Raw genomic sequence first — 11,967 nt, 5'->3', positions numbered from 1 at the left:
ACTTTCTCTCAGAGCACCGCACCGAGGAATTCCCGGGTCCTGCGGTGCTCCGGGGAGCCGAAAATCCGCTCCGGCGCACCCGACTCCACCACCCTCCCGCCGTCGAACATCAGCACGCGGTCGGAGACGTCCCGGGCGAACCCCATCTCGTGGGTGACGCACAGCAGGGTGATGTCCGTGCCGCGGGCGATGTCCCGCAGCACGTCCAGCACCCCGGCCACCAGTTCGGGGTCGAGCGCCGAGGTCACCTCGTCCAGCAGCAGGATGTCCGGCCGCATCGCCAGCGCGCGGGCGATGGCCACCCGCTGCTGCTGGCCGCCGGAGAGCCGGGTGGGGTGGGCGTCCTGCTGGTCGGCCAGGCCCACCAGTTCCAGCAGTTCGCGGCCGCGCTCGGCGGCCTCGTCGCGGTCGGTGCCCAGCACGTGCACCGGGGCCTCGATGACGTTCTCCAGCACCTTCATATGGGGGAAGAGGTTGAAGTGCTGGAAGACCATGCCGATCCGGCGCCGCCCGGCGCGCAGGTGCCGCTCGTCCGCCGGCACGAGCCGGCCGCCGCGGCCCGGCATGTGCGAGAAGGGCTCGCCGTCCAGCCGGATGACGCCCTCGGTGACCCGTTCCAAAGTCATCAGCAGCCGCAGGATGGTGGTCTTGCCGCTGCCGCTCGGGCCGATCAGCGTGACCCGCTCGCCGCGCCGGACCTCCAGGTCCAGGTGGTCCAGGACGGTGTGGTCCCCGTAGCGCTTGACCACCTGGTCGAAGCGGACGGCGGATGTCCCGGCGGTCCGGGCGGTCGTGGCGGAGTGCGGTGTTCCGTCAGTGAGCAAGGCGTTTCTCCAGCTTCCGCATGAGGATCGAGGTGGGGGTGCTCGCGACCAGGAAGACCGCCGCGGCCAGGGTGAACGCCTCCAGATAGGCGAAGTGGTCGCTGCCGAAGGTGCCGGCCTCGCGCACCATCTCGTCGACGGTGATGACCGACAGGAACGGTGTCTCCTTGAACATCGAGATCACGTAGTTGCCCAGGGCCGGCACGATCTTCCGCACCGCCTGCGGCAGGACCACCGCGGACCAGGTGCGCGTCCGGGACAGCGACAGCGCCCTGGCCGCCTCCCACTGGCCCCTGGGCACCGCCTCGATGCCCGCCCGGTACACCTCGGAGGTGTACGTCGCGTAGTGCACGCCGAGCACCACGATCCCGATGACCAGCGGTTCCAGCGCGGGCAGCAGCACCCAGGCGGCGAAGAGCTGGATCATCACCGGTGTCGACCGCACGAACTCCACGGCCACGCGCAGCGGCACCGCGACCCAGGGGCCGCCCGTACGCCGCAGCACCGCGATGCCGAGGCCCAGCACCATCGCCAGCAGCGAGCCCAGCACGGTCGCCAGCAGCGTCACCTCGAAGCCGCGCAGGATCGGCGGCAGGCCCTCGCGGACCGTCTCCCAGTCCCACATCAGGCCCGACCCCCCGCCGGCTGCCCGAGCCGCGCCCTGGCCGCGGACTCCAGGCCGTTCATGGCCAGCGTCAGCAGCGAGGCCAGGACGAAGTAGACGACAAGCAGCAGCAGGTACACCGTCGCGGTGTCACCGGTGGCCGAACGCACCTGGTCCATACGGAAGGTGAGGTCGGAGACGGTGATCAGCGACAGCAGCGGGGTGGCCTTGAGCAGCTGGACCAGCAGGTTGCCGAACGGCGGGATCATCTGCGGCCACGCCTGCGGCAGGACGACCAGCCGCATCCGCTGCCACGGCGTCATGTTCAGCGCGACGGCCGCCTCCGCCTGCCCCTTGGGCACCGCGTCGATCGCGCCGCGCACCACCTCCGAGCCGTACGCCCCGTAGTTGAGCCCGAACGCCACCACCGCGCAGGCCAGCGGCACGAGCTTGAAGCCCAGGATGGGCAGCGCGAAGAACAGCCAGAACAACTGCACGTACAAGGAGGTGCCGCGGAAGAACTCCACGACGACCCGGGACACCCCGCGCACCGGGGCCCGGCGCGAGCGCGCCATGAAGCCCAGGACGAAGGCGAGCACCAGCGCGGTCAGCGCCCCCAGGACGGTGGCCTGCACGGTGACCCACAGGCCGGCGCCCAGGCTCGGCAGCGACCGGCTCAACTCGGTGAACACGGAAAGGGACTCGCTCGCCTCGGTGGTCACAGGCGGGCCTCACGCGGCGCACAGCCGGGCGGTCCGCAGATTCGCCGGTGGCACCTCCGCCTTGGTGAAGCCGTACCGGCCGATCAGCCCGGTGTAGTGGTCGGGGTCGGAGGTGATCTTCTGCAGCTGCCCGTTGAACGCGTCGCGCAGCTCCTCGGCTCCCGGACGGAACACCGCGCCGCCCGGGCTGTACTGCTTCTTCCCGCCGATCACCGGGAGGAAGGGGGCCAGCACCTCCACGGCCGCGCCCTTGTTGGTCCGGGCGAGCCAGCGCAGCGAGATCCCGGTCAGGGCGAAGGCGTCGATCCGCCCGGCGAGCAGCGCGTCCACCCCGTCCTGCTGCTTGGCCAGCGCCTTCACCCGCGACGAGGGGACCCCCGCGGCATCCGCGTAGCCCGCCTCGACCGCGGCCGTCAGCACGCCGACCGTGGCCTGTTCGCGGGCGCAGGAGGCCAGGTCGCTCAGCCCCTCGGGGTTGCCCTCGCGGACCATGAGCGAGGTCGGCGAGACGAACTCGGGCTCGGAGAAGATCACCTTGCGGCAGCGGTCCGGGGTGATGGCCATGCCCGCGCTCACCACGTCGAAGCGGTCGGCGCTCAGCCCGGGTATGAGGGCCCCGAAGTCGGTGAGGGTGGGCCGCAGTTCCGGCACCCCCAGGGCCTTGAAGATCTCCCGGTGCAGGGTCGGTGCCTCGCCCTCCAGCCGGCCGCCGTCCTGGTAGCCGTACGGGGCCTCGCCGGCGAAGCCCACCCGCACGTAGCCCTGTTTCCTCAGCCGCGCGAGCAGGTCGCCGTCGCCGGTGGGCGCTCCCGTCCCCACCTGCGTGCGGCTGCACGCCGACAGCAGCCCGGGGACCGTCGCCAGCGCGCCCGCCGCCGCGGTGCGCGTGAGGAATCCCCGCCGGGTGGTGTCGCTGCGCTCCGTCATGTGCCAGACCTCCGGTAGTTCGTCGCCGTGCGGTACCCGACCGCACGAGGGCCGCGCCTACCCCGGCGCACGGGAGGCATTCGTGCGAGTGTTGAGGGGTACCCGACTGCGCGGACCGTTCGCGAGAGGCAGGGAGCCGCGATGAGCGACAGCACCGACATGAGCGCCAAGCGCGAGCAGCTGGTCGTGGAGCGGGTACCGAAGGGGCTGTTGATCGGCGGCCGGTGGCGGCCGGCGAAGGACGGCCGGGAGTACGAGGTGGAGGACCCCTCGACCGCGCAGCCGCTGTGCGCCGTGCCCGACGCCGGCGCCGAGGACGCCCGTGCCGCGATGGACGCGGCCGCCGCCGCGCAGGCCGGCTGGGCGGCCACCGCGCCGCGCGAGCGCGGGGAGATCCTGCGGCGCGCGTACGAGCTCATCGTCGAGCGGCAGAACGATCTCGCGCTGCTGATGACGCTGGAGATGGGCAAGCCGGTCGCCGAGTCCCGCGGCGAGATCCTCTACGCCGCCGAGTTCTTCCGCTGGTTCGCCGAGGAGGCGGTCCGCGTCGACGGCGGCTGGGCGACCGCGCCGGACGGCAACGGCCGGATCTGGGTGATGCGGCAGCCGGTGGGACCGGCGCTGCTGATCACCCCGTGGAACTTCCCGATGGCCATGGGCACCCGCAAGATCGGGCCGGCCGTCGCCGCCGGCTGCACGATGATCGTCAAGCCGGCCCACCAGACACCGCTGTCGATGCTGGCCCTGGCCGAGATCCTCGGCAATGCCGGGCTGCCCGACGGTGTCCTCAATGTCCTGACCACCTCACGGCCCGGCGAGGTGTCCACGCCGCTGCTGGAGGACCCGCGGCTGCGCAAGCTCTCCTTCACCGGCTCCACGGGCGTCGGGCAGAAGCTGATCGGGCAGAGCGCGGCGGGCGTGCTGCGCACCTCCATGGAGCTCGGCGGCAACGCCCCGCTGATCGTCTGCGCGGACGCGGACCTGGAGAAGGCGGTGGAGGGCGCCGCGATCGCCAAGATGCGCAACATCGGCGAGGCGTGCACCGCCGCCAACCGCATGTACGTGCACCAGGACCTGGCCGAGGCGTTCACCGGGCGGCTGGCCGAGAAGCTGGGCTCCATGGTCGTCGGCCGGGGCACCGAGCCGGACGCGCAGGTCGGCCCGCTCATCGACAGTGCCGGCCTCGGCAAGGTCGACCGCCTGGTGCGCGACGCCGTGGGCGTCGGGGCCCGCGTGGTTACCGGCGGCGAACCGCTGTCCGGCCGGCCGGGGTACTTCTACCCGCCGACCGTGCTGGCCGACGTCCCCGCGGACGCGGCGATGCTCCGCGAGGAGATCTTCGGGCCCGTCGCGCCCGTCGTCACGTTCACGGACGACGACGAGGCGATCCGGCTGGCCAACGACACGGTCTTCGGCCTCGTCTCCTATGTCTTCACCGAGAGCCTGCGGCGCGGCATCCGCTACGCCGAGCGGCTGGAGACGGGCATGCTCGGCCTCAACAAGGGCGTGGTGTCCACCCCTGCGGCGCCCTTCGGCGGCGTCAAGCAGTCCGGCATCGGGCGCGAGGGCGGTTTCGTCGGCATCGACGAGTACCTGGAGATCAAGTACGTCGCCGTCGACGTGTGACGCGGACCGCCGGCCGGGGGCACCGCCCCCCGCCCGGCCGGCGCCGGTGGTCAGGCCGCGGGAAGTCCGTAGGCGTCGGCGACCAGTTCGTACGAGCGCAGGCGGGCCTGCGGGCTGTGCGCGTTCACGGTCAGCATCAGCTCGTCCGCCCCCGTGCGCCGCACCAGCGCGTTCAGCCCGTCGCGGACCTGCTCGGCCGTGCCGTGCACGATGTTGACCAGCCAGGAGTCGACGAACTCCCGCTCGGCGGGGCTGAACTCGTACGCCTCGGCCTCCTCGGGGGTCGGGACGAGGCCCGGGCGCCCCATGCGCAGCCGCAGCATCGACAGCGCTCCGGTGAGCACCTGCCGGGCGGCCTCCTTCTCGTCGTCCGCCGCGAGGGCCGCGACGCCGATGAGGGAGTACGGCTTGTCCAGGACCGCGGACGGCCGGAAGGACTCGCGGTACAGCTCCAGCGCCGGCACGGTGTTCGCCGCGGAGAAGTGGTGCGCGAAGGCGAAGGGCAGGCCGAGGGCGCCCGCCAGCCGGGCGCTGAAGCCGCTGGAGCCGAGCAGCCACACCGACGGCCGCGCGGGCGACTGCACACCGCCGGGGGAGGTGCCCTGCACGGGGCCGGGGATGGCGTGGATGCGGGCGTACGGGTGGCCGCTCGGGAAGTCGTCGTCCAGGAACCGCACCAGCTCGGCGAGCTGCTGCGGGAAGTCGTCGGCGCTCTCGTTCAGCCGGTCGGTGCGGCGCAGCGCGGCGGCGGTCGCGCCGTCGGTGCCCGGCGCGCGGCCGAGCCCGAGGTCGACACGGCCCGGGGCGAGCGCCTCCAGCGTGCCGAACTGCTCGGCGATGACCAGCGGGGCGTGGTTGGGCAGCATGACGCCGCCTGACCCCAGGCGGATGCGCTCGGTGTGCGCGGCGAGATGGGCGAGGATCACCGCCGGCGAGGACGAGGCCACCCCGGGCATGGAGTGGTGCTCGGCGACCCAGTAGCGCTCGTAGCCGCGGGCCTCGGCGAGCCGGGCCAGCTCGACGCCGGTGCGCAGCGCGTCGCTCGCGGTCAGGCCCGCGCCGACGGTCGCCAGGTCGAGCACGGACAGGGGCACGGGTGCGGTGCCGAGGGCGCTGCCTCGCACGGGGTCGTTCGTCTCCACGGCGGTCGGTCGCCTCCTGGCCGGTCGATGCTGCGTACGGCCAGGCACAACCGGAGAGCGGCTCCGCCTATTCCCCGGGTGCCCGCTCCCCGGTCCCGCCGTCCCGCCGCAGTTCGGCGATCCGCTCCGGGGGGACGGGGCGCGAGTACAGCCACCCCTGGCCGGTGTCGCAGCCGATCCGCCGCAGCCGCTCCGCCTGTTCCGCGTTCTCCACGCACTCGGCGGTCACGGTCAGCCCGAGCCGGTGGGCGAGCTGCACCAGCGCCTCGACGATCGTCTCGTCGGCGGGGTTGGGGTGCAGGGTGTCGCGGAAGCCGCGGACGAACGTGCCGTCGAGCTTCAGCGCGGAGACCGGCAGCCGGCTGAGGTAGGCCAGGTTGGAGTAGCCGGTGCCGAAGTCGTCGATGGCGATGTGCACGCCCATCTCGTGCAGGGCGTGCAGGGCCTGCAGCGGCCGGCCCGCCGAGCCCATCACCGCCGACTCCGTCAGCTCCAGTTGCAGCAGCTCGGGCGGCAGCCCGGTGTCGTCCAGGATCTCCGCCACGTCCGCGACCAGGTCGGAGTCCCAGACCTGGCGGACCGCCACATTGACGCTGACGAAGATCGGGTCGTCCGGGTGGTCCTTCTGCCACTCCCGTGCCTGGCGGCACGACTCGGCGAGCACCCAGCGGCCCAGCTGGACGATCGAGCCGTTCTCCTCGGCCAGCGGGATGAACCGGTTCGGCCCGAGCAGCCCGAAGTGCGGGTGCTCCCAGCGCACCAGGGCCTCGACGCCGCGCAGCGCGCCGCTGCCCAGCTCGACCAGCGGCTGGTACTCCAGGACGAACTCCCCGCGCTCCACGGCCTGCCGCAGCGTGCTGGACAGCGCCTGCTTGGTCATGCGGTGCGCGTTGCGCTCGGGGTCGAACAGCGTCCAGCGCGCCTTGCCGTCCGCCTTCGCCCAGTACAGCGTGGTGTCGGCGGCCTGCATGATGCCGGTGGCCGTGGTCCCCGACGCCTCCCGTTCGACCACGCCGATGCTCGCGGAGACCGCCAGCCGGTGCCCGGACAGGTCGAACGGGTGCTGTAGCGCGGTCAGTACGGACTCGGCGAGCGCGGTGGCCTGCCCGGTGCCGGTGGAGTCCTCGACGAGGACGGCGAACTCGTCGCCGCCGAGCCGGGCGACGAGCGTCCCGCCGCGGCCGAGCCGCGCCGCGCAGTCGGTCAGCCGGTCGGCGACGGCCTTGAGCAGCCGGTCGCCGGTGCGGTGGCCGAGGGTGTCGTTGATGGCCTTGAAGCCGTCGAGGTCGAGGTAGCACAGGCCGATCCGGCCGGTCCTGCTGCCGGCGCCCTCCAGCGCGGTGGCCAGGCGTTCGAAGAACAGCTGGCGGTTGGGGAGTTTGGTGACCGGGTCGTGCATGCGCAGATGCCGCAGCTGCTCGCGCAGTTCGTGCCGTTCGCCGAGGTCCTCCACGGACAGCAGCCCGCCGCCGGGGACGGGCACCACGACGACCTCGGCCCACACGGTGCGGCCGTCCGGCCCGCGGACCGGCCGCGTGCGGCGCAACTCCTCGCGGCGGCCGGTGAGTACGGCCTCGTACTCGGCGTACTCCGCTCTCGCCGCGTTCTCGGGGCTCTCGGTGTCCTCGGTGCCCTCGGCGTGCTCTGTGGGCTCAGCCGCCCGTGCGTGCTCCGGCTGCGGGGCCGGCGGCCGGTCGTCGGGGCCGGCGCCCCCCGCGAGGCCGACGAGTTCGGCGGCGGTGAGCGCGGTGAGCCGGCCCGGGTCGGCGCCCAGCAGCTGAGCGAGCGCCGGATTGGCCTCGCGGACCCGTCCGTCGGTGCCGATCAGCGCCATCGGCAGTCGCGCCACGTTGAAGGCGGCGCGGTAGTCGTGGGCCTCGGAGGCTGACCGTTCCGGGGCCGGAGCATGACACTGAGTGACTGTGGGGGCCGTCATCTCGGGGTCGAGGTCGGGGCCTCCCGCGGGTCCGCCCATCGCTGACTCCCGTATTGCTGTCGTCTCGCACACATGGCCGTGGAGGGATCGGATGTCCGCCAAGGGGCGGTGTTCATGCTGGAAATGTGCCGATCATAGAGGTTTCCCGAATGGCGCGGCCACCGCCGTCGCGGTGATTCTCGAAGTGCGGAGTGTGGCGTTGGTCATTTCTCATCGCGTCGTGAATTGAATTGATCGTTTTTCGTCACTCATTACGCACTGTAGTGATCGGACGGTAACCCGGGCGGAGCAGCACAAGGGGGCGAACCACCGCAAAACATAGCAGCGTGATGTGGGTGTCCCGACACCGTCCGGGAGGTCCACGTGCCGCTGCCAGGGCTACCCATACGTGCGCATCGGCGTGTTCGCAGGAGTGACTCCCGGCGCGCCGCCCGTCGCGCACTGCGGGCCGCCGTCGCGGCGATGAGCGTGTTCGCCGCCGTGGTCGCCTGGACCCTGGTCACCGGACCCTCCGCGGGGGGCGCCGGCGGTGAGGTCTGCGTACTGCCCCGGGGCACCGCCCACCACTCCGAGGGCGTGTCGTCCAGGGACCCCTCCTACCCGCGGGCCCACGGGGACGTCGACGCGGTGATGATCTTCCTGTCCTTCCCCGACGCGCGGCCCAGCCTCACCCCGGACCAGCTGGCGGAGGACCACTTCCCGGCCACCGCCCAGTACTTCGAACGCGCTTCCTACGGTGCCTTCCGGCTGCGTCCGCACGTCGTGCCGGTCTGGCTGCGCATGCCGCTGCCCTCCACCGCGTACGCGATAGCACGCGACTGGGGCTCCCCCGTGCGCTCGCGCTTCCTCACCGACGCGGTGGCGGCCGCCGACCGGCGCGTGGACTTCCGCCGCTACAAGGTCGTCTACCTCGTCGCCGACCCCGACGCCCCCGGCGTCGACCCGGACGCCACCAAGGTGGTCAGCCTCGGCTCGCCGCTGCACGCGGACGGCGTGGAACTGCGCCGCTTCGTCACCGTCTTCGAGAGCCACCCGCCGGACGTCAACGTGCTGGCGCACGAGACCGGTCACGCCTTCGACCTGCCCGACCTGTACTACCGGCCGCCGGCCGGCAGCCGCGCCGACTGGGACACCCACGTCGGGGACTGGGACATCATGGGCAGTCAGTTCGGACTGGCACCGGACCTGTTCGCCTGGCACAAGTGGAAGCTGGGCTGGCTGCGCTCCTCACAGGTCCACTGCGTCGTCGACAGCGGCACGCACACCTACCGGGTCACCCCCGTCGAACGCGCGGGCGGCACCAAGCTCCTCGTCGTGCCCGCCGGGCTCAAGTCCGTCGTCGCCGTCGAGGTCCGCGCCGCCACCGGCAACGACCGGCTGACCTGCACCGAGGGCGTCCTGCTGTACCGGGTCAGGGCCGACGTCGCCTCCGGCGACGGGCCGGTGGACGTCATCGACGGCCACCCGCGCACCTCCCGCTGCTCGCCGGTCTCGGTCTATCCGCCGCTGGCCGACGCGCCGCTGCGCGCGGGCGAGGGGTACCAGGTCGGCTCCGACTCGCGGATCGACGTCATCGCCCGCCACCAGGACGGTTCCTGGACCGTCCGGGTCACGCAGGGCTAGGCGGTGCGCGGATCGAGGGCGCTGGCCGTCACGGCCTGCGTGCTGCTCTTCGCGGCGGGCAGCAGCGCCGTCACCCGCAGCGGTACGGCCGCCGGCCTGCCGCCCGCCGACCGGCCCTGCGCCCTGCGCGCGGCGCCGGGCACGGCCATGTCCGAGGGCTTCGGCGGCGGCGGGCACGACTTCGCCGCCGCCACCGGCGAGGTGCGCGCCCTGACGCTCATGGTCGACTTCCCCGACAAGCGCGCCCCCTACCCGGCGGAGGAGCGCTACCGCGAGTTCTTCCCCGCGGTGCGGCAGTGGTTCCACCGGGCCTCGTACGGCAGGCTGCGCTACGCCTCCACACCGGTGCTCCGCTGGATCCGCATGCCCCGCCCCTTCTCCGCGTACGGCATAGGGCGCGGCTACGGCTGGAACGCGCACACCGCGATGATGCGCGACCTGCTGCGGGTCGCCGACAAGGCCGTCGACTTCTCCGGCTACAGCCTGGTCAACGTCCTGGTCACGCCCAACGCGGGCCCGCCCGCCGACCAGGCGGTCCTGTCCGTCACCTGGACCGGCGCCGCCGCGGCAACCACCGACGACGGCGCCCGCCTGGACCGGGTGTCGCTGATATACGGTCACGACCAGTCGGGCGCACGGGTGCTCAGCCACGAGAACGGCCATGCCTTCGGGCTGCCCGACCTGTACTCCGTCGACGAGTTCGGCCGCACCGACCGCCTGGCCGGCCAGTGGGACAGCATGTCCCTGGACTGGGGGCTCCAGGGCGACCTGTTCGCCTGGCACAAGTGGCGTCTGGGCTGGCTCGACGACGCGCAGATCCTCTGCGTCCGCGACGCCACCACGCACCTGGTGCGGCTCTCCCCGGTCGAGGTCGCCGGCGGCCGCAAGGCGGTGGTCGTCCCGCTCGGCCGTACCAGTGCCTACGTGGTCGAGGCCCGCGCGGCCCGCGGCAACGATGTCGAGGCCTGCCGTGAGGGCGTCCTCGTCTACCGGATCCGCACCGACGTCGACTCGGGCCACGGACCCGTCACCGTCCGCGACGCCCACCCGGCCACCGGGGCCTGCGAGTACAGCAGCGCCTCGTTCAACTCCCTGAACGACGCGCCGTTCCGCCCCGGCGAGCACTTCGCCGATCCCGCCTCCGGTCTCACCGTCGAGGTCCTCGCCCACGACCGGGACGACGACGGCTGGACCGTACGGGTCACCAACCGCCACCCGTGGCGGACGGAGAAGGGGGGTGCCGAGCGTGCTGTCGCGCACACGACGACGGGCGCCCTCCGGAGGGAGGACGCCCGTCGATGAAGGTGCGCCGCCAGGGACTCGAACCCCGAACCCGCTGATTAAGAGTCAGCTGCTCTGCCAGTTGAGCTAGCGGCGCTCGCTCACGTCGTAGAGATTAGCATCCGCTTGCGGGCCGGTAAAAATCGATATTCGGATGCCCGTCCGGCCGGTCAGCAAGCCGCCCGTACGCAGGCCCACAGCACCTCGGCGGCGCCCGGGAGCCAGGGGCGGCGGGTGTCGGGGGCGACGAGCCAGCGGGAGCGGGCGGTGGAGCAGTCGGCGTAGGGCGGGGGCAGGGAGACCGAGTCGCCCTCGCCGTGGCAGAGCAGGGGCGGCACGGGTCTGCCCCACTCCTCCCAGGACAGCAGGGCGGGCAGCCGCTGCGCGGCGCCGGGCGCGACGAGCAGCAGGATGCGCCCGCGGCACTCGGCGGCCGGCCCGGAGCCCGGGCCCGCGGACCACAACTGCTCCAGCACCCGGCGGCCGAGGAGCGCGGGCAGGTTCACCACGTCGAACGCCGTGCCGCAGGGCAGCACGGTGGGAGCCGTGGGCCGGGCGGACCACAGCGCGCGGACGCTGCGCGGGAAGGAGCTGGCGGAGGCCAGCCAGTCGGCCCCGTCGGGGGTCACGTACTGCGTGTGCCGGTACGCGGCGGGGGCCGCCGCGTCGGGTACGCCTGAGGAAGCAGAATCGATCATGCCCCCCGGCCATGTATGCCACTGCCCATCACTCATGACATATACAACTACCGTGCGTGAACGTTTCGTTACGCCAATCCGGTAGAAGGAGGGACAGGCGGGCCGCTGGTCGGGTACCGTGCCCCGACCGCATATATGCGTGCGTTACGAGGTGCTGGGGCCGCCCTGCAGCAGGCCCTGGCCGAACTCGATCATCCGCTTGGCGTAGTCCTCCGACCAGCCCGCCTGCTCGGCGATCGCCGCCGGCACCAGCCGGTCGAACCGCTTGGGATCGGCGAGCTGCGCCGCGGCCATGGCCTGGAACTCCGTGGCGCGGTCCGCGGCGGCCCGGAAGGCGAGCGCCAGCTCGGTGGAGCGCGCCAGCAGCTCCCGGGGGTCCTCCATGGACTCCAGGTCGAAGAAGTGCTCCTCGTCCTCGGCGATCGCCGCCGGTTCGAAGAGCAGCTGGGCGGGTTTCAGCCGAGGGGCGGGCGGCTTGCCCGCCGCGTCGTGAGCCGACTGCGGCTCGGACATGTACGTACCTCCAGGTTCGTCGGCGCCTTCCATTGTCCCGCCTCGCGCAAGAGGACCTCCGGGAGGCGGGG

Annotated in this window: 11 protein-coding genes and 1 tRNA gene; 3 read left to right on the top strand and 9 right to left on the bottom strand. The window is 72.7% G+C overall.

Translation table 11 applies throughout. The annotated features are described in order from the left end of the window. Positions 1–8 precede the first annotated feature (8 nt). From ehuA to ehuB, 4 genes are read right to left on the bottom strand one after another with little or no spacing between them, the layout of a single operon-like run. Entirely contained in the window at positions 9–824 is an 816-nt protein-coding gene (gene ehuA, locus ABZ883_RS15165) for an ectoine/hydroxyectoine ABC transporter ATP-binding protein EhuA (RefSeq protein WP_360906075.1), read from the bottom strand. Next, entirely contained in the window at positions 814–1,449 is a 636-nt protein-coding gene (gene ehuD / locus ABZ883_RS15160; RefSeq protein WP_360906074.1) for an ectoine/hydroxyectoine ABC transporter permease subunit EhuD, read from the bottom strand. The genes ehuA and ehuD overlap by 11 nt, the downstream gene beginning before the upstream one ends. After that, a complete protein-coding gene (ehuC, locus tag ABZ883_RS15155; protein WP_360906073.1) occupies positions 1,449–2,150 on the bottom strand; it encodes an ectoine/hydroxyectoine ABC transporter permease subunit EhuC in 702 nt (233 codons plus the stop codon). Before ehuC ends, ehuD begins: the two co-directional genes overlap by 1 nt. 9 nt (positions 2,151–2,159) lie before the next feature. Next, a complete protein-coding gene (ehuB, locus tag ABZ883_RS15150; RefSeq protein WP_360906072.1) occupies positions 2,160–3,077 on the bottom strand; it encodes an ectoine/hydroxyectoine ABC transporter substrate-binding protein EhuB in 918 nt (305 codons plus the stop codon). A 141-nt stretch (positions 3,078–3,218) separates the two neighbouring features. On the opposite strand from ehuB, the gene ABZ883_RS15145 reads away from it, so the two are divergent. Further along, positions 3,219–4,703, top strand: coding sequence for an NAD-dependent succinate-semialdehyde dehydrogenase (locus ABZ883_RS15145; protein ID WP_360906071.1), 1,485 nt, complete (start codon positions 3,219–3,221; stop codon positions 4,701–4,703). A 50-nt stretch (positions 4,704–4,753) separates the two neighbouring features. Here ABZ883_RS15145 and ABZ883_RS15140 read toward each other — a convergent pair whose 3' ends face one another. Both ABZ883_RS15140 and ABZ883_RS15135 read right to left on the bottom strand, forming a co-directional pair. Further along, entirely contained in the window at positions 4,754–5,845 is a 1,092-nt protein-coding gene (locus ABZ883_RS15140) for an LLM class flavin-dependent oxidoreductase (RefSeq protein ID WP_360906070.1), read from the bottom strand. A gap of 67 nt (positions 5,846–5,912) precedes the next feature. Then, positions 5,913–7,781, bottom strand: a complete 1,869-nt coding sequence (locus ABZ883_RS15135) for an EAL domain-containing protein (RefSeq protein ID WP_360906160.1) — start codon at positions 7,779–7,781, stop codon at positions 5,913–5,915. A 462-nt stretch (positions 7,782–8,243) separates the two neighbouring features. Between ABZ883_RS15135 and ABZ883_RS15130 the strand changes: the two genes are divergently transcribed. Further along, on the top strand, positions 8,244–9,404 hold the full coding sequence (locus tag ABZ883_RS15130; protein WP_360906069.1) for a M6 family metalloprotease domain-containing protein: 1,161 nt from the start codon (positions 8,244–8,246) through the stop codon (positions 9,402–9,404). Between the two features lie 3 nt (positions 9,405–9,407). Next, the gene (locus ABZ883_RS15125; RefSeq protein WP_360906068.1) at positions 9,408–10,706 is read left to right on the top strand and encodes a M6 family metalloprotease domain-containing protein; all 1,299 of its coding nucleotides are present in this window, start codon (positions 9,408–9,410) and stop codon (positions 10,704–10,706) included. A 3-nt stretch (positions 10,707–10,709) separates the two neighbouring features. Here ABZ883_RS15125 and ABZ883_RS15120 read toward each other — a convergent pair. The 3 genes from ABZ883_RS15120 to ABZ883_RS15110 form a co-directional block, all read right to left on the bottom strand. Further along, positions 10,710–10,782: transfer RNA gene (locus ABZ883_RS15120), tRNA-Lys, on the bottom strand. Positions 10,783–10,855: 73 nt separating this feature from the next. After that, positions 10,856–11,383: a bifunctional DNA primase/polymerase gene (locus ABZ883_RS15115; protein WP_360906067.1), complete on the bottom strand. Its 528-nt coding sequence runs from the start codon at positions 11,381–11,383 to the stop codon at positions 10,856–10,858. Between the two features lie 144 nt (positions 11,384–11,527). Further along, a complete protein-coding gene (locus ABZ883_RS15110; protein ID WP_360906066.1) occupies positions 11,528–11,896 on the bottom strand; it encodes a hypothetical protein in 369 nt (122 codons plus the stop codon). Positions 11,897–11,967 lie beyond the last annotated feature (71 nt).

This window comes from Streptomyces sp. NPDC046977 (assembly GCF_040644455.1).
Taxonomy (GTDB): Bacteria; Actinomycetota; Actinomycetes; order Streptomycetales; family Streptomycetaceae; genus Actinacidiphila.
The sequence above is the reverse complement of the archived record's forward strand: the minus strand, read 5'-3'. Positions and strand labels throughout refer to the sequence as shown.

Excerpts from the sequence above, each read along its gene's own strand:
- ehuD (WP_360906074.1), bottom strand. The coding sequence starts at position 1,449 with ATGTGGGACTGGGAGACGGTCCGCGAGGGCCTGCCGCCGATCCTGCGC.
- ehuB (WP_360906072.1), bottom strand. The coding sequence starts at position 3,077 with ATGACGGAGCGCAGCGACACCACCCGGCGGGGATTCCTCACGCGCACC.
- ABZ883_RS15145 (WP_360906071.1), top strand. The coding sequence starts at position 3,219 with ATGAGCGACAGCACCGACATGAGCGCCAAGCGCGAGCAGCTGGTCGTG.
- ABZ883_RS15135 (WP_360906160.1), bottom strand. The coding sequence starts at position 7,781 with ATGACGGCCCCCACAGTCACTCAGTGTCATGCTCCGGCCCCGGAACGG.
- ABZ883_RS15130 (WP_360906069.1), top strand. The coding sequence starts at position 8,244 with ATGAGCGTGTTCGCCGCCGTGGTCGCCTGGACCCTGGTCACCGGACCC.
- ABZ883_RS15115 (WP_360906067.1), bottom strand. The coding sequence starts at position 11,383 with ATGATCGATTCTGCTTCCTCAGGCGTACCCGACGCGGCGGCCCCCGCC.
- ABZ883_RS15110 (WP_360906066.1), bottom strand. The coding sequence starts at position 11,896 with ATGTCCGAGCCGCAGTCGGCTCACGACGCGGCGGGCAAGCCGCCCGCC.